At 47.2% G+C, this 18,744-nt stretch carries 10 protein-coding genes; 2 read left to right on the top strand and 8 right to left on the bottom strand.

Annotated features, from left to right (window positions below):
• Nucleotides 1-128 precede the first annotated feature (128 nt).
• The 7 genes from QUB08_RS01270 to treZ all read right to left on the bottom strand — a co-directional run bounded on the left by QUB08_RS01270 (nt 129) and on the right by treZ (nt 15,065).
• A complete protein-coding gene (locus QUB08_RS01270) occupies nt 129-3,332 on the bottom strand; it encodes an efflux RND transporter permease subunit (protein ID WP_333222755.1) in 3,204 nt (1,067 codons plus the stop codon).
• A 180-nt stretch (nt 3,333-3,512) separates the two neighbouring features.
• Nucleotides 3,513-5,297 carry an efflux RND transporter periplasmic adaptor subunit gene (locus tag QUB08_RS01265; RefSeq protein ID WP_333222753.1) on the bottom strand — a complete coding sequence of 595 codons (1,785 nt, stop codon included), beginning with the start codon at nt 5,295-5,297 and terminating at the stop codon, nt 3,513-3,515.
• Between the two features lie 266 nt (nt 5,298-5,563).
• Complete coding sequence (locus tag QUB08_RS01260) at nt 5,564-6,172, bottom strand: PadR family transcriptional regulator (protein WP_333222751.1); 609 nt, start codon at nt 6,170-6,172, stop codon at nt 5,564-5,566.
• A gap of 618 nt (nt 6,173-6,790) precedes the next feature.
• Nucleotides 6,791-7,303, bottom strand: coding sequence for a DUF4112 domain-containing protein (locus QUB08_RS01255; protein WP_333222749.1), 513 nt, complete (start codon nt 7,301-7,303; stop codon nt 6,791-6,793).
• Between the two features lie 324 nt (nt 7,304-7,627).
• Nucleotides 7,628-9,535 carry a molecular chaperone DnaK gene (dnaK, locus tag QUB08_RS01250; RefSeq protein WP_333222747.1) on the bottom strand — a complete coding sequence of 636 codons (1,908 nt, stop codon included), beginning with the start codon at nt 9,533-9,535 and terminating at the stop codon, nt 7,628-7,630.
• Between the two features lie 539 nt (nt 9,536-10,074).
• A complete protein-coding gene (gene treY / locus QUB08_RS01245; protein WP_333222940.1) occupies nt 10,075-12,870 on the bottom strand; it encodes a malto-oligosyltrehalose synthase in 2,796 nt (931 codons plus the stop codon).
• A gap of 371 nt (nt 12,871-13,241) precedes the next feature.
• Complete coding sequence (treZ, locus tag QUB08_RS01240; protein WP_333222745.1) at nt 13,242-15,065, bottom strand: malto-oligosyltrehalose trehalohydrolase; 1,824 nt, start codon at nt 15,063-15,065, stop codon at nt 13,242-13,244.
• A 316-nt stretch (nt 15,066-15,381) separates the two neighbouring features.
• On the opposite strand from treZ, the gene QUB08_RS01235 reads away from it, so the two are divergent.
• Complete coding sequence (locus tag QUB08_RS01235; RefSeq protein WP_333222938.1) at nt 15,382-17,442, top strand: amylo-alpha-1,6-glucosidase; 2,061 nt, start codon at nt 15,382-15,384, stop codon at nt 17,440-17,442.
• A 35-nt stretch (nt 17,443-17,477) separates the two neighbouring features.
• A complete protein-coding gene (locus tag QUB08_RS01230; protein ID WP_333222743.1) occupies nt 17,478-18,518 on the top strand; it encodes a glucokinase in 1,041 nt (346 codons plus the stop codon).
• A 7-nt stretch (nt 18,519-18,525) separates the two neighbouring features.
• Here the strand turns inward: QUB08_RS01230 and QUB08_RS01225 are convergent.
• Nucleotides 18,526-18,744: hypothetical protein (locus QUB08_RS01225; RefSeq protein WP_333222741.1), on the bottom strand; the 219-nt coding region annotated here is incomplete at its 5' end.

Below are 18,744 nucleotides of genomic sequence, written 5' to 3'. Positions count from 1 at the left end.
CCACTAGCACTCGATAGCAAAGACGGTCGTTTAATAAACAAGTCTGCAAACATAACTTTGTTATTTGTTAAAGGTATGTTGTTGGGCTTCAGCGCTCTTGAGGGCTCAAGCCCAACAACGTACTTCACTTACTTGAGAACCACTTTATCGCGTTCAATCTCCTCGCGGGGAGCGGTTTTCCCATCTAAATTTGTGTCATCGTGGGGCGGATTTTGAGGGCGATCGCGCTTCTTAAAGCGATCGCGAGCCGAGACAACCACCACATACAGAACCGGCACCATAAACAAACTCAAGACAGTAGAAACAACCATCCCTCCGGCGATCGCATTCCCTAGCGACTTACGACTCGCCGCACCCGCACCTTCCGGATTAATTAGGGGAGCAATCCCCAAAATAAATGATAAAGAAGTCATCAAAATCGGTCGTAAACGCTCTTGAGAAGCCTCAACTGCCGCCTTAGCAATTGAATATCCCTGCTCCCGTAACTGGTTAGCAAACTCCACGATTAAAATCGCATTTTTACTCGCCAATCCAATCAACATCACCAAACCAATCTGGCAATAAACATCATTCGCCAAACCCCGCAACGACTGAGCTAAAAGAGCACCTAAAATCGCCAGAGGCACCGATAGCAAAATAATGAAAGGATCGACATAATTTTCGTACTGAGCAGCCAACACCAAAAACACAAAAATCAGCCCCAAACCGAAAATAATCGGTGCTTGACCGCCGGACTCAATTTCTTCTAAAGAACTCCCCGACCATTCATAGCCAAAACCTCCTGGTAAAACTTGAGTTGCCACCTTTTCCATCGATTTTAGTGCCTGTCCAGAACTCGCTCCCGGAGCCGGAGTGCCAGTAATTTCAATTGACCTATATAAATTGTAGTGGTTAACAGTTTGTGCTCCCACCACCGGAGTTATCTTCACCAAATTGCTCAAAGGAATCATTTCATTCTTTCCAGAACGCACATACAATTTCCCAATATCTTCAGGGTTATCACGAAACTGTTTATCCGCCTGAACATACACCCGATAATTGCGCTGCTGGAGGTTAAAATCGTTCACATACTGAGCACCCAGAGCCGTTTGTAGCGTACTGAAAACATCATTAATGGGAATATCTAGAGCCTTAGCTCGATTGCGGTCAACTTCCACAATTAACTGAGGCGTATTCGCTGCAAATGTACTAAATACCGCCTGCAATCCGGGCGTCTGATTAGCCTGCTTTAAAATCCCGCCCATAGTCTGGACTAAGCCATCTAAGCCGCTGTTACCTTTGCGGTCTTGCAATTGAAATTGGAAACCCCCAAATTGACCTAAACCTTGAATTGCAGGCGGATTCACAGGGAAAATTCTAGCTTCTGGAATCGCGAAAAACTTACCCCGCAACTTACCAATAATTGCTTGTACAGTTTGATCTTCTCCGTGACGTTCTTCCCAGCCTTTAAGCGTAGTAAATATAATCCCCTGGTTGGAACTGTTACCACTAAAACCAAAGCCACCTACAGAAAAAGTCCCCACAACTTCAGGAACTTTGAGGATTTCTTGTTCCACTCTGTCCATCACCTGCTGGGTGTATTGCAGCGAAACGCCTTGAGGCCCTTGAATAATTGTCAGAAAATAACCCTGGTCTTCCTCTGGGATAAATGCTGTCGGTACTGCTAAATAAAGCCAAGCGGTGAATCCCAGAGAAGCGATAAACAACAGGGTAACAAAGGTTTTAAATCGGGTTAAAAATATTAATGAATCTCTATATTTCTTTTGCGTCCAATCCAGAAAAATATTAATCCGGTTAAACACCCAACCCAACGGGCCGCCAAACTTCTTACCTGGGCGCAGTAATATAGCGGCAAGTGAGGGAGTAAGAGTAACCGCCATAAAGGTAGAAAGCAGTACGGAAAAAGCAATTGTTAGGGCAAATTGTTTATAGAGTGCTCCCGTTGTCCCAGGGAAAAATGCCACGGGTACGAACACGGCCATCAATACTAAGGAAGTGGCAATTACAGCGCTAAAAAGTTCCCGCATTGACTCCGAAGCTGCTTGGCGGGCATTCATACCTTGGCGGACTAGACGGTCAATATTTTCGACTACGATGATAGCGTCATCAACCACTAACCCTGTTGCTAAGGTAAGACCAAATAGAGACAAACTGTTAATCGTAAAGCCGAAAGCTTTGATAAAGGCAAATGTCCCAATCAACGAAATCGGAATTGTGAGGGTGGGGATAATCGTAGTGCGCCAATCTTGCAAAAAAACAAAAATAACTATCACCACTAGCAAGACTGCTTCAAACAGAGTTTTGACTACTTCTGCCATTGACTCTTGGACAAATTGAGTCGTATCTAGTGCGATTCTATGTATCACCCCTGGGGGGAAGTTTTTAGCTAATTTTGCCATTTCTGCTTTGACGGCCTGGGCAACATTTAGAGCATTACTTCCGGGTAATTGGTAAATCCCTAAGCCCACCGCGTCATTACCTCGGAACCGCAGGAAAGAGTTATAATTTTCTGCTCCTAATTCTGCTCTACCAACATCTTTTAACTTAACTAAAGTTCCATTTGCTTCGCTTTTAATAACGATGTCTTCAAATTCTGTGGGGCTTTTTAAACGACTTTCTGCCGTCAAATCAATCTGATACATTTGCCCCTCTGGGGCGGGTTCTTGACCAATTCTCCCTACACCAACTTGCAAGTTTTGTTCATTAATTGCTCTTGTTACATCTTGCATTGTTAGATTACGAGCTGCTAATTTATTGGGGTCGATCCACAGGCGCATAGCATAGCGTCTTTCCCCAAAAATTCGCACGTCGCCCACGCCTTTTACTCTCTTTAAAGTATCGGCTAAATACAGGTCTGCGTAGTTGCTTAAAAATATGGTGTCGTATTCTTTATTTTCGGTAAATAATCCTATAGCCAACAGCAGGCTGTTAGATTGTTTTGTAACTGTAACTCCTGTGCGTTGTACGACATCTGGCAGTTGTGGTTGAGCGACTGCAACTCGATTTTGCACATCGACGGCGGCGATATCTTTGTCGCGGGAAGTATCAAAGGTGGCTGTAATCGTGCTAGTGCCACTGTTAGTGCTACTGGAAGTTAGATATTTCAGCCCTTCAATGCCGTTGATTTGCCTTTCTAGGATGTTTGTTACCGCATTTTCGACAACTTCAGCATTGGCACCGCTATAGTTGGCTGTGACGTTGATTTGGGTGGGGCTGATGTCGGGGAAGCGTTCGATCGGCAATGTGGGAATGCTGATTGCGCCTACCAAAACAATAATTAAGGCGCAGACGCTAGCAAAGACAGGTCGTTTAATAAAGAAATCTGCAAACATTATTTGGGTAATGGGTAGTTGTTAGTTGATAATTGGTAATTCCTAATTGCACTTCAGTCAAAAATTAAAATAGCCCCCTTTTTTATAGCGGAGCAATTAAGTAGTTTCAGGTAAGGTACGTAGTTGCGCTTTAGCGCTCTTAATTCACATATCAAGAGCGCTGAAGCGCAACTACATACCTTATTTTTTGCTTTCTACTGGTAATTTTTCCCCGGCTCCTTTCCCTTCTTCTTGAGCCATAATCGGAACACCGTCTGTGAGGTTAAGGATGCCTGCGGTAACAATTTCTTCGCCTGCTTGCAAACCTCCGATAACTTGATAATTATTGCCCTCAATTGCTCCCAATTTCACGGACTTTTGCCGTGCTATTAAAGGCGGCGCTCCAGGTTTTGGCTGTTGTGGCTTTTGAGCTGTGAAGACAAAAGTTTCTCCACCTAAGCGAGTGACTGCTGTTACTGGAACTAAAATTCCGGGGTTCTGTTTCCAGATGACTTTCGCTTTTACAAACTGGAGATTAAGCAGTTCGCCGCTGGGGTTGGGAAAGGTGGCTTTAGCTAAAATTGTTTGGGAATTGGCGCTGACGTTGGGGGAGATAAAACTGATTTGACCTTGGGCGAGCGCCTTACCTTGAGCGTCGAGCATTTGTACTGGCAGCCCTAAGCGTAATTGAGGCTGCCGTTCCAAAGGAATTGATAACCGCAAGTCTAGCAATTGGTTCTCAGTTAAGGTGGCGATCGCATCACCTTTTTGCAAGTAATCACCTACTTTCACTGGTATGTCGCCGATGACTCCCGCGAAGGGCGCGATGACAGCAGTTTCTTGCAGTTGTACTTCAAAGCCGCGCACTTGAGCGGCTGCCTCGGCAACTTGCGCTTCAGCTTGATCGAGCTGTTCTTGGCGAGTGCCGTTGGCTAACTGCGCTAATCTGCTCTTGGCTTGTGCGACTTCTGCTTCGGCTTTGGCTATTTCCTCTGGGCGCGAACCGTTTTGCAATTGCCGCAAAGCTTGCCGCTGCTGTTGCAAGGCTGCTGTGCGGCGCTCGATCTCGGCTTGTCTGTTCTTTTGCCGCTGCTGGAAACGTCTTTGAGCTTCTCGGAGGTTGGCTTTGGCGCTGCCTTCTTTTTGGGTGTATTGCTCAAGGGTGTTGGCGGATTCTGCGCCTTCTTTTGCCAATGCCTGATATCTGGCAAGCTGCTGGCTGGCTAACTTTGCTTCGGCTGTGCTTGCTTCTATTTGCGCTCTTGCTTGGGCGATGTCTTCTAAGAGGCTACCTGTTTGGGCATCGGCGAGGTCGGCTTCAGCTTGGCTAACGCGGGCTTGGGCAACGCCTATTTCTTCTGGCCGAGAGCCCGATCGCAGTTGGGCGAGGTTGGCTTGGGCTTGGGCGACTTGGGCTTGAGCTTGGGCGATTTCTTCGGGCCTGGCTCCTGCTTGCAATTCGGCTAAGTGGGATTGAGCGCGGATCAGGTTGGCTTGGGATTCCCTCAAGTCAGCTTGGGCGCTGTCGCTTTTCATGCGGGCGATGGCTTGCCCTTTGTTTATGAAGTCGCCGGATTTGACAAAAATCTCCGTGACTAGCCCATCGATCTCAGGCTTGATTGCAACTGAGCGCTTGGCCTCTAAGCTGCTGACAAATTCCGAGGCATCTTGGACTGAGCTGGTTTCTACGGCTGCGAGCTTGACTGGTATGGCTGGGGGCTGCGCTGCTGCTGCCGGTTGCTGTGCGCGATTATGACCCGATTGCCACGAGTACCAGCCGAAACCTGCTGCGCCTGTGGCGATCGCGATCGCGGCAATTAGAGGCCAGCGCGATCGTGGTTTACCAACAGGTTCGGGGCGATCATCGGCAACGGGGGGAAAATCCTCTGGTCGATCGCTGTCTGCATCCGTTGGGTGCAGTTCCGGTGCGGGAGATTTTTGCTCTTGGGCTTCAACTACGGATTCTGGGGATTTAGAATAACTCATTGGCAGCACCACTTAGATTTTTTTTTATTTCTGATTTACTGAGACTTGGGCAGAATATTTGATTTTGCGGCGTTACCCTCAAACATGGGGGAATAAGGACAAGCGATTTTAAACAGAATTAAATCGGGAAAGTCACTTTTTAATGGGGTTGGGGTATTTGCAGGGCTTTAGTCTGATCACACTTAGCAAAGCCAAGGAGTGATTTTTTTAGGAAAGGTTCTGGTTATCTCAAAAGTTACGATGGCATGAATGATTACACATCCTTCTTATGACTCACCTGAGTGGGTGAGTTGGAAGGATTTTTCCTGGGAGTCGGCGGATTCAGCGAAGGTTGGGGAGTCGCGCACTTGATCGATCGCGCCTCTTTCTTTGGCTAGTTGCTCGGTTAACCACTCTATCTCTGACGCCAGCACTGACTTGCAGCGATCGCGAGAGGCAAATTGATAGTCGTCGGTTAGTGGATATTCGCTCTTGAGGCTTTCGATGTAGTCTTGCCGGGTGTAACAGGCTCGCAAGCGGTGTTCCAAAAGCTTCAGCCGTTCTGCCGGTTCTAAGTCGCCAAAAAAGAAAAACTTGATTTGGAACCGGGAACCGCTGTTAACCCAGCTTTCTTGAGGGTGTTCGAGCATTTTTTGCCGCCAGAGTTCGCGCCCTTTGGCGGTAATTCCGTAGATTTTGCGCGGACAGCCCGCATCTCCGGCTTCTTCGGCTATTACCGAAATCTCCCCTCGCTCTTCCAAGCGCTTCAGCAGCGGGTAAATCGCTCCGTAGTTGACGCTGATGCAACTGCTCATAAACAGCTCCAGTTGTTGCTTTAGCCGATAGCCGTGCAGGGGTTGCCACTGTAGCAGCCCAAGGGCTGATAATTCAAGCATTTATATCAATTTGATATTATAGTCTGAATTATATCACTAGATCGGACTCAAGGGCGATCGGGTAAATAGCTAGTTTAAAAGAATATTTAGAGTTAGATTCATATTAAATAATATTTGTCAATACCCTTAAGATATACTTTTTAATATTCAGAGTTAATTTTCTTGTGGAACAGGCATCTTGCCTGTTCTTGAGAATGGTGCAATATCTCAGATTTCTGCCACATATCTCTTCTGGGTAAGAGGATCAGAACTTTTATTGGTAGGGGTTGGTTGAATTTTTCAACCCTGACACACTTTGGTATTTATTTATTGAACATTGATTGCAGCCACTGTTTTTTTTGTAGCTAATACTCCTCTTATTTTTATTAAGTATGGCTGCGAAAAAACTGTTGCTTTTGTTTCCAATCGCCCTGTTTGTAATCTACGGATCTGTGAGATTTTCCCTCTTTGTTGAGGCATAAAAAAAAGCAACGCCCCCTACGGGTAGTTAAAGCCAGATGTTTTTCCATGCCCGTAATCCTCCTCAAAGAGGATGTTTTAGGAAAAGTTTCCCCGATTATATGTTATCAATATGAATGGCATAAAGAGAGGGATTTATCTTGCCCATCAAACCCAAGATTAACGCCCTGTAATTACTTGGAATAGCCACCCAAAAAGCATGACGCTCAAGAAAATCACGCCTCCGACAATTAACACCAAACCCAACAGCAAAGCCGCCACAAATAACCAGTCGGCTTTTTTCCCAGGTTCAGGGGAACCTAAATGAGCATCCAGCAAGTCTATATTTTTGACATTAGCTTTCCAAGTAACATCCAACAAATCTCCGGCTACCGGTACTGTACCAGCAACTGTATCAAATACGATATTAGCTGCCATTTGTACTAAAGTCTCTTGAGGCACTCCCATTTGAGCGGATTTGAAGACAACATATCCTGCAAAGATTGAACTGATTAAATCGCCACCGCCCGGTATAAGTCCCAATATCGGATCGAGTCCGATGCGGTATTTTGTGCCGGGAATCGGAATTGCATTGTCTAGTAAATGGCTGACCCGGCGGAGTCGGCGCAAGGATGCTACATGAGATTGGCTGGGAGTATTTGGGGAGGAATTTTGTATAGGAGAACGTGACATTTAATGGCTCTCGATTGCGATATTACTGCTATAGCAATCCTAAATAAGTTGTAAAAATATGTAGGGTAGTGCTAAGAGTGCCTAGCCCAGCTAAGGCGGGGCAACCACGGGGGGTTTGCCCCTACAAGAATTACACAAATCATTTAGGATTGCTATAGTTTATGATATTTGTTGAAGCATATTCTAGTTTTGTCTCTATGCCTCAAGCAAGATTTTTAGTAATTTTAGTCGATCGACTTGGGTTTGTTTTTGAAAGAACAGAAACCCGGTTTCTGTTCAAAACCGGGTTTCTTGCTTCTAGCTGCGGGCTTTTAATTTAGCCTGCTATTTGTTGCCTTCTGTGAAGTCGGCGTCAATCACGTCGTCGCCGCCGCCAGTGGGGCCACCGTCTCCATAGCCACCAGGGCCGCCAGGGCCATCAGTTGGGCCGCCTGCTTGCTGGTACAGGTTGCTGCTGACAGCGTAGAATGCTTGCTGCAACTCTGTTGTTAGGGTTTTGATCCGATCGTCATCTTCACTATTGATCGCCTCGCGCAAGTCTTTGAGCAACCCTTCAATCTTAGTTTTGTCAGCAGGGGGGACTTTATCACCCAATTCTGCCAACTGCTTCTCGATTTGATAGGCTTGAGAATCAGCTTGGTTTTTGCGATCGATCCTTTCGCGACGCTCTTTGTCAGCAGCCGCATTCGATTCGGCTTCCTTCACCATGCGCTCGACTTCATTGCTGGGCAAAGTAGAAGCACCAGTAATGCTAATAGATTGCTCCTTGCCAGTACCTTTATCCTTAGCAGCTACATTCAAAATACCGTTAGCATCGATATCGAAAGTAACTTCAATTTGAGGTACGCCACGGGGGGCTGGTGGAACTCCATCTAAGCGGAAGGTTCCCAAATCCTTGTTATCATTCGCCATTTCCCGTTCGCCTTGCAAAACGTGAATTTCCACGTTTGTTTGGCCGTCTACAGCAGTCGAGAAAGTTTCCGACTTCTTGGTAGGAATAGTGGTGTTGCGAGGAATGATTTTGGTCATCACGCCACCCAAGGTTTCGACGCCGAGAGACAGCGGAGTAACGTCGAGCAACAGGATGTCTTTGACTTCGCCGGAGAGTACGCCGGCTTGAATTGCTGCACCGACTGCGACCACTTCGTCCGGGTTTACGGTTTGGTTGGGGTCTTTGCCAAGGAGTTTTTTGACCAGTTCTTGCACCGCAGGAATACGTGTAGAACCGCCAACTAAGACGACTTCATTAATTGCAGATTTGTCTAATTTGGCGTCGCGGATCGCATTTTCTACGGGGATGCGGGAGCGATCGATCAAATCCGAGCACAGTTCTTCAAACTTGCCCCGCGTCAAAGTCGTGTCCAAGTGTTTTGGCCCGTCTTGAGTCGCGGTAATAAACGGCAGGTTAATTTCTGCTTGGGTAACGCTTGACAGTTCAATCTTGGCTTTTTCGGCTGCTTCCGTCAGGCGTTGCAGTGCTTGTTTGTCTTTGCGGAGGTCAATGCCTTCGGCTCTTTGGAATTCGTTAGCAATGTAATCGACGATTTTTTTGTCGAAGTCGTCACCGCCTAGGTGAGTGTCTCCAGAAGTTGCTAGCACTTCAAATACGCCGTCGCCTACTTCGAGAATAGATACGTCGAAAGTACCGCCACCTAAGTCAAATACGAGGATGGTTTCGTTGCTCTTTTTATCTAACCCGTAAGCTAAAGCTGCTGCTGTAGGTTCGTTAATAATCCGCAGCACTTCTATACCGGCAATTTTTCCTGCGTCTTTCGTAGCTTGGCGCTGGGAGTCGTTAAAGTAAGCGGGAACAGTAATTACCGCTTGGGTAACAGTTTCGCCGAGGTATTTGCTGGCATCTTCTACCAGTTTACGGAGAACTTGTGCAGAAATTTCTTCTGGAGCAAATTGCTTGCCACGGGCGGGACAGTCTAATTTGAGGCTGTTGCCGACTTTGAGAACTTTGTAGGAAACTTCAGTGGTTTCGTGGGTTACTTCATCAACCCGACGCCCGATAAACCGTTTTACTGAGTAAAAGGTGTTTTCGGCGTTCATCACGGCTTGACGCTTGGCGATTTGTCCGACAAGTTGATCCCCATTTTTAGCATATGCTACTACAGAAGGTGTGGTGCGACCCCCCTCGGCGTTGGCTATGACGGTGGGTTTGCCGCCTTCCATAACTGCGACGCAGGAGTTTGTCGTACCTAAGTCAATTCCAACTACTTTTCCCATAGGGGTGTTCCGGCTCCAATCTCTACAAAATTTTGGTGTTTTATCTGTGCGATAGTCTGGTTATTCAGGACTGCGATTTTACCTCGCGGTTTACGGGTAGTGAGTCCTGCTTTAATACAGTCTTCGATAGGGTGCTGATCTCTATACTGCGGGCGGTAGACCTTGCGATGAAGGGGTATTTACCGAACCTGTTGGGGGACGGTTGCATCCGTGAGGCTTGCACCGCTACAGTTGTTGACTGCTTTTCTTTACTCTTCCCAATGTACGGTGTGCGATCGATTCGGGTATTGTGGCAAACCGTATACGTTGTGTTGTATTTGCCGTCTTTGTTGTATAAATTTTGTTTGGTTGGTAGGGGCGATCGGTTTTTTGGCTTCCAATCAGGTTTAATATCAATTCTGAAAAGGGACACGGCATTGCCGTGTCCCTACCCGTTTACTTCCAGGCTGTGCCTGGGAAGGAATATATTGTTGAGGCAGAGCCTCAAGTCTGCCTCCTGGGAATCTCGGAAAATTCCAGAATTTTATAGCTTTTCATTGCTATTTTTTACCTATCAGCAGAGCTGCTGGAAAGTAACTGAGAGCTTCACCAATTGCCAAGGTACCGTTACTTTCTACCGCCTGATTTGTAATTGCATCTTTCCAAACCGACGGCATTTGTTCGGACAATTTCAAATTAGTATCTTTCCAGACTTGTTTGCCGATCGGCATTTCTTCCGGTTTGACAATTCCCGTCAAAAACCGGGGAGCAATGACAATAACTGTAGTCTCTCCAAAGCTTCTGGAAAAGGCAACAACATTATCTTTAAACGTGCCAACTGCTTCCAGGGGCAGATAATCGCCTGATTGAAAAACTTGCAAGTATTTTTTTCTCGCTTCTAGCGCTCTTGCCGTTAAAAACAACTTAATTCTCGCGTCTTCTCGCGTCGCAATCAAATCTTCAACCAGTTGCAAAATATCCGTCTGAGCTTGCTCTTTAATTTCCCGCAAAACCTCGATTCTGCGCTCAAAATCAACGGGACGGCGGTTATCCGGATCGACGTGGCTTAAATCCCAGAATTCCGTCCCTTGATAAATGTCGGGAACGCCCGGAGCCGTGATTTTCAGCAGCGTTTGAGATAAAGAATTGAAAATTCCGTAATTAGCTACTTTTTTACAGAAAGGTATAAATTTGTTGAGAAATGGATTTTGTTCCGAAGGTTCGAGAACGCTATCGACAAAGGTCAGAAAACCAGCTTCGTAGTCGTTATCCGGTCTCAGCCAAGCCGTATAGACTTTGGCTTCGCGGACAGCTTTAATCACATAATCTTTCAGGCGATCGACATAATCAGTGTTTTCAATTCCCTCAAAGGGAAAACTGCCTAGCAGAGTTTGGTACAGGAAGTATTCGTCATTAGTATCGGGAACCATTCGATTCACAAAGTTGACTTTCTTAGAAGAGTTTACCTCTCTCCAAGACCTGACTTGCTGTTCCCATTCATCGGGAATTTCTGACAAAACGTTTATGCGGGCTCGCACATCTTCGCCCCGTTTGGTATCGTGGGTAGCTGTCGCATTCATTTTGTGCGGCCAAGCGGCTTGCTGCTGTTTGTTGAACTCGTGAAAATCTCCCAGCGACACGCCGAACTGACTGGGATTTCCTCCCACTTCGTTGAGGGATAAAAGCCGATAGTAGACGTATAAAAGCGTGTCTTCCACGCCTTTTGCCATTAATGGGCCTGTCAACTGCTGGAGTTTCATTACAAAGTGCCGGCGCTGCTCTTTTTGTTCAGGTGTTAGGGTTTCTTCTTCTTCCAGCAACAACACCGTTTCGATAAAATTAAGTTCCTTGAGGAGTCGCGGTACTTGTTGTTTGGCATGGGCGATCGCATATTTTACGTAAGTGCGATCGGACTCTCTCAAACCGTCTTGATTGATGTAAGTTCGGTAGACTGGAAAAATTGTCAAAACAGCCGCCAATGCTTTTTCCAAACCGGGACGAGTAAAGTCATTTCCCTGTCTCGATTGACCGGAGATATTCTTCAAAAGTTGAGCTAGATTGTCTACGTCTCCCGCCAAGTTTTTCTCAACAATCAGTCCTTTTTTATCTAAAAATAACTGTTCATAGGGAACATTCAAGCGAGTAAATCTCTGATATATTTCGCTAAATTGCTGTTCGCGATCGCACCGACAGAAAACGCCGTTTACGTAGTTCAAAAAGTCGTAGCCGCTCGTTCCCTCAATCGGCCAATATGACGGCAAATCTTCTTCGTGTTCCAGAATTTTTTCAACAGTAATGTAAGTATCTCCGACTTTCTCCCGGAGTCGTTTCAAATATTCTGTGGGGTCGTAAAGTCCATCGATGTGGTCGATTCTCAATCCGGTAAACTTTCCTTCATCAACCATGTCGAATATCAGAGCATGGTTTTTGTGAAAAACTTTAATTTCTTCAACTTTTACCGAAATAAGTTCGTTGACTGTAAAAAACCTTCGGTAGTTAATTTCTTCGGCCCCGACTTTCCAGAAAGCCAGACGGTAAAACTGCTCGGAAAGCAACTCGTCTAGCAAATTAAAGCTTTCGGAATTTCCCTTTTCTCCGCTAAAAACTTTGATATTTTCATCTATAAATTCCTGCACGATGGGATTTTGATTGTAGAGTTCCCACAGCAGTCCTTTGACAAAAGCTATCTGATCGTATCTGGTTTTACCTTTAGTTTCTGAGGGGGTATTTTTAATCAAATAAAGAATTCCTAAAAACTTGATAAAATCTGGATGGCGTCTGCCTAATTCCCTGGCTAAATAGCCCAAATTATGACTGATAAATTTAGCATAAGATTCAATTCTTACTGGCAATTGTAAGCTATAATAATTGATGGTCAGCCCTATTTCGCTGTATTTGAGTTGAATCTCGCCATTTTCCAGACACTCTCCATAAAAATTGCCCAGCAGCGGAGCCAGCACTCGACCTCTGAGATGTTCGTAAGCATGATTCCATTCAATATCGAAGTAATCGAAATAGTCGGAATCTGGCCCGTGTTCCAATACGTCTAACAACAGCAAATTTTGAGTGTCGTAAGCCATGTGGTTCGGAACAATATCTTGCAGCCATCCCATGTTCCGTTTCTTGATTTCGTATGTGAGGCCTTCAAAATTTTCTGAGGTTCCCAAATCGGGATTGAGCTGATTTGAGTCAACGACATCGTATCCGTGAGAGCTGCCTTTTCTGGCTTTAAATATTGGTGAAGCGTAAAGGTCGGTAATTCCTAAATCTTCCAGATAGCTAAGGATTTGTTTGGCGGCTTCAAAGTTAAAACCTCCATGAAATTGAATCCGATAAGTTGTTGTGGGAATTCTCATCATGTTAATTTTACTCCTGGTTTTTAGGGTTTTCTCTTTTAATATATGAGGCAGAGCCTCCTCGACTGCATTCCCCGGCAGAGGCCATTGGTGTCAACTTAAGACTGAAACCCCTGATCGATTTCGCTTTTAACTGAGTCTCGATCCCCCTAAATCCCCCTTAATAAGGGGAGTAGGGGTTGACTTTGAGAAGATTCCTGTCCCCCCCGACCTAGGGGCGGTGCGACCCCTACTCCCCGTGCCCGCCCTTGGCTAGGGGGGATCGATCCCTAATCGTCAGACTGCAGAGCGATACTATGTTTAACGTTAAGTTGTCACCAATGAGCTCGGCCTCGGAACGGCTGTATTTGAGGCTGTGCCTCCCGTTTTAATTACTCTAATTCATAGAGTGCAAAACTATGCGGTTTAATGGTCAATTTTTGCTCTGAAGTTATCTTTTCAGGCAAGCTAGAACCTGAACCAATCCATTTTTCATCAGCAGAGTCTAAAATTTTGTTCCACTTGCCTTGGGGAAGTGCAGCCGTAAAAGCTACCTCTTGCCTGTTGAAGTTTAGAATGCAGAATATCTGGCTGTCATCTGTCCAGCGACGTAGAAATAAGATTTTTTCCGCTTCAAGGCTGGACACTTCTAGACTGTTTTTGTCGAGTTTTTTAAGGGCTGGTATTGTCCGCCGCAGTTGAATCAAATGTTGGTGCCATTCCCAAAGGATTTTGTGTTTGCCTTCGGTTTGTTTTTCCCAGTTTAACTTACACTTATCGAAAGTCTCAGGACTCTGGGGGTCGTGAAACTCGCCTCGGCCTTCAAAGCTTTTAAATTCTTGTTGTTTGTCTTTGCGGATAGCTTCAATTAAATTCTCGTCCGAGTGGGAAACGAAGTAAAAAAACGGTGCTTCTTCTCCGTATTCTTCTCCCATAAAAAAGAAGGGAATGTAGGGAGAAATTAAGACTGTGCCTGCTGCAAGTTTCAATCCTTCAAAGTCAACTATTTTGGAGAGTCTGTCTCCCAAAATGCGGTTGCCGATTTGGTCGTGGGTTTGGGCAAACACCAGAAATTTATGACCAGGTTCATCCTTAACAGAATTGCCGTGTCTCCGCTTTCTGTGGGGCGCGTACTGGCCGGAGTAAACAAAGCTTTCTTTGAAGGCTTTTTCTAAGTGTTCGCACTTGCCGAAATCTTGGTAGTATCGGTCGTCTTCTCCGGTGAGCAAGGCGTGCAGTGCGTGGTGGAAATCATCGCACCATTGGGCGTCTAGTCCGAAGCCACCGAGTTCTTTGGGACGTACAGTGCGGACATCATTTAAGTCACTTTCGGCTATTAAGTAAAGTTGCCGTCCTAGTTCTTGGGAAATATCGGCTGTGGCATCGGATAGTTCTTGTAAAAAAGGTCTGGCGCCTACTTCAAATATTGCTTGAATTGCATCTAATCTCAGGGCATCGATGTGATAGTCTCGAAACCAGTAGAGGGCGTTTTCAATAAAGTAGTTACGCACGCCGTCGCTGTAGGCGTCGTCGAAGTTGAGGGGGTCTCCCCAAATCGAGCCGTATTTGGATGTAAAGTAGGGGCCGAATTGACTGAGGTAGTTGCCTTCGGGGCCGAGGTGGTTGTAAACTACATCGAGAATTACTGAAATGCCGTGTTCGTGGCAGGCGTTGACGAGTGTTTTGAAGCCTTCGGGGCCGCCGTAGGAGTTTTGAACTGCGTAGGGATATACGCCGTCATATCCCCAGTTGCGATCGCCTGGAAATTGGGCTACTGGCATTATTTCAATAGCGTTAATTCCCAATTCTTTAAGTTGTTTTAGTTGGGGAATTATTGCTTCAAATGTTCCGGCTTGGGTGAATGTGCCGACGTGCAGTTCGTAAATAATCATTTCGGCTAGCGGCACGCCTTGCCAATTTGTGTCAGTCCAAGTAAAAATATTTTCATCTATTACTTGCGACGGAGCGTGCACGCCTTGGGGTTGATATTTTGAGGCTGGGTCTGGTCGCTCAGTTTTTCCTTCGATTTGGTAAGTGTAAAGGGTTCCGGGTTCGATGTCTGTAGCTGTGGTTTGCCAATAACCTTCTGCGGATTGTTGCAGGGGTATCAGCCGTTTTTTTGGGGAAACAATTTGGACGGCGATTTGTTTGAGGGTGGGCGCCCAAACGGTAAATTCACATTGGTTATTGCCGAGGTAATTTGCTCCTATCTTCACTTTGAGCTGTTCTCCTTATAAAATAGGTTGGTAGTTCGATCGCCCGACGCGCTATCAAATGCTTGCCCTTAACGTTTAGCGCCTGTTTAGACGGTAATATTACTTAATATAACAAACAACTAACTTTAGACAGAGGCATCAAAGGCTAAAATTGTGTAAGGGGCAAAAGTAGCGGTTAGTTATGTCTAAATTAGAGCAGGACTCGGCACGGGGGCGATCGCCAAATTAACGGCCTGCAAGCGTTAATATTTCTAGTTGATATCATGTGGAAAATCTACCTAAAGGTAGGTTAAAAATCAGCGCGAGTGTGGATTTTATGGTTATGGCTTTTGGACGGGAAATCTGCTGCAATCTCGACTCGGCGGAGTATCGGGAGTGGTTGGTCACAAACGGGATCGGCGGTTACGCTAGCGGCACGATCGCAAATCTCCTCACCCGCCGCTATCACGGCTTGCTGGTAGCAGCCCTCAAACCCCCGCTGGGACGCACTTTGATGCTCGCCAAGCTGGACGAGACGGCTGTATATCACGATCGCCCCTATCCGCTTTATACAAACCGCTGGGCCGACGCCACGATCGAACCCCACGGCTACAACTACATCGAAAGCTTTCACCTCGAAGGGACGACGCCTGTTTGGAGATTTGCTCTCGCCGACGCTATCCTGGAAAAGCGGATTTGGATGCAGCAAGGTGCTAACACAACATATATTCAATACCGCTTGCACCGCGCCTCACAACCGATCGCCCTCGCTGTCAAAGCCCTAGTCAACTACCGCGACTACCACCACACGACAAGCGCCGGCGACTGGCAGATGAGCCTAGAAACCTTGGAACACGGGGTTTGCGTGACTGCATTTCCCAAGGCTGCACCCCTGTACCTGCTAACAGATGCCACACCAGAGGCCACATTTCGAGTCTCTGCGCCCTTATACAATTGGCATTACGGATTGGATCTAGCAGCAGAAAAGCGGCGCGGATTGGACTGCTGCGAGGATCACTTGCACGCGGCGACTTTTCACATGACGATCGCACCGGGAAGTTCTCTCACATTGATAGCGAGCACCGAGAAAAATACCGAACTCAACGGCGGTACAGCTTTAGAAGAGCGCCGCACTTATGACCAACAACTGCTGCAAAACTGGTCAAAAGTGAGCGAATCTCCCGACTGGATCAATCACTTAGTGCTAGCCGCCGACCAATTTATAGTCAGCCGCCCGCTAGCGGAGGAACCCGCAGGCAAAACGATCATCGCCGGATATCCCTGGTTCAGCGACTGGGGGCGCGACACGACGATCGCCCTGCCCGGCCTCACAATCTGTACCGGGCGATGGGATATTGCGCGATCGATTTTGCGGACATTTGCGCGGTATGTCGATCGGGGAATGCTGCCGAACCGCTTCCCGGATGCGGGCGGCGAACCGGAATACAACACCGCCGACGCCACGCTGTGGTACTTTGAGGCAATTCGCGCTTATATCGATGCCACGGGCGACGACGAACTTTTGACCGAACTCTGGCCGGTGTTATGTGAGATTGTTGACTGGCACTTGCAGGGTACTCGGTATAACATCCGCGTCGATCCCGATGACGGTTTAGTCTACGCGGGCGAAACCGGGGTGCAACTGACTTGGATGGATGCGAAAATCGGCGATTGGGTGGTGACGCCTCGGATTGGTAAGCCGATCGAACTCAGCGCGCTTTGGTACAATGCTATACAAGCTATGGCAAGTTTTGCTCGAAAATTGGGCAAGCCTCACAATGAATACCAGCAATTGGGCGATCGAACAGCCGCCGGATTCCCTCGCTTCTGGAATGCCTCAACCGGTTACTGTTACGACGTTCTCGACGGCCCAGACGGACACGATAGCTCCCTGCGGCCCAACCAAATATTCGCCGTATCCCTGCCCCTAGACTCGATTCCTCCTCACTCCGCCAACTCCTTGTCAGCGGGGATGCGCCAGGAAACCCGCTATACACCGTTACTGACGCCCATCCAGCAGCGCGGCGTGGTGGATGCCTGCGCTGAAGGGCTTCTGACTTCTGTCGGCCTCCGCAGCCTCTCGCCGCAGCACCCGCAGTATCGCGGCGCATACGGAGGTGACCAATTGCAGCGTGACAGCGCCTACCACCAAGGCACAGCTTGGGGCTGGCTGATTGGCCCGTTTGTCTTGGCGCACTTGCACGTATACAAAAACCCAGCACAAGCTCGCGAATTCCTCGAACCGATGGCACATCATATAATGGGCGGCGGAGTTGGCAGTCTGGGCGAAATTTTTGAGGGCGACGCCCCCCACTCGCCGCGGGGCTGCACGGCTCAAGCTTGGACTGTGGCTGAGGTGCTGCGGGCTTGGTTGGCAATTAATACTGTGGGTGTTTAAATGGGGAATGTTATCTTTGGTGGAAAAAGAGATTTATGGCATTATTATTAGCGGGCGATATTGGCGGAACTAAGACAATTTTGCGCTTAGTGGAAAGGACTGTTAACGGTGAAATGAACGCTCTTTACGAGTTTCGCTATCCGAGCGGGGAGTTTCCCGATTTAGTGCCGATGGTGCAGCAGTTTTTGACGGAAGCTACTACTAAGTTGAATGTGGCATCTGTGCCAGAAAAAGCTTGTTTTGCGATCGCAGGTCCAGTGGTTAACAACACTGCAAAACTGACTAATTTGCCTTGGATGCTGGAGGCGAAGCGTCTGGAACAGGAATTAGGAATATCACACGTTAGTTTAATTAATGATTTTGTCGCGGTTGGCTACGGCGTGTGGGCTTTGGACGATCGAGATTTGCACACTTTGCAAGTTGGAAAACCTCGCCAACACGATCCAATTGCTGTGATTGGTGCGGGTACTGGTTTGGGAAATTGTTTTGGAATTCCCGAGGCAAATGGCATCAGGGTTTTTTCCTCGGAAGGGGGACACGGTGACTTTGCTCCTCGTTCGGAGTTGGAGTTTCAATTGCTGAAATATTTGTTAGCCAAACACGACATTCCCAGAATATCGATCGAGCGTGTGGTTTCGGGACAAGGGATTGTTTCAATTTACCAGTTTTTGCGGGACAGAAAGTTTGCTCCTGAATCGCCGGAGATAGGGGAAGTTATCAAAAAATGGGAGTCAGAAATCGGTAAAAGCGAGAAGAGTGTCGATCCGGGGGCGACAATTGCACAGGCGGCACTCAAAAAGTGCGATCGGCTTTCGGAACAAACAATGCAAATGTTTGTAGAAGCTTACGGTGCGGTGGCGGGAAATATGGCTGTGTCACTTCTACCTTACGGCGGTTTGTACATAGCCGGCGGCATCGCTGCTAAGATTTTGCCACTAATTCAAGAAGGGGGTTTTATGCGAGCTTTTACCCACAAAGGCCGGATGGATTCGCTGTTAGAAATGATGCCGGTTCGATTGGTTTTGAATGACAATGTAGGGTTAATTGGAGCGGCTGTGTGTGCGGCAGGTCTTTAGGAGAATTTTAAATAGTTTGGGGCGGGCAAGATGCCCACCCCACAATAATTTTTGTGGCACAGGCATCTTGCCTGTGGAAATATTTGGGGCGGGCAAGATGCCCACCCCACAATAATTTTTGTGGCACAGGCATCTTGCCTGTGAAATGCTTGTGGCACAGGCATCTTGCCTGTGAAATGCTTGTGGCACAGGCATCTTGCCTGTGAAATGCTTGTGGCACAGGCAT

Origin of the sequence: Microcoleus sp. BR0-C5, from assembly GCF_036705045.1 — a bacterium.
Taxonomy (GTDB): domain Bacteria; phylum Cyanobacteriota; class Cyanobacteriia; order Cyanobacteriales; family Microcoleaceae; genus Microcoleus.
This window is presented reverse-complemented; position numbering and strand designations above follow the sequence as displayed.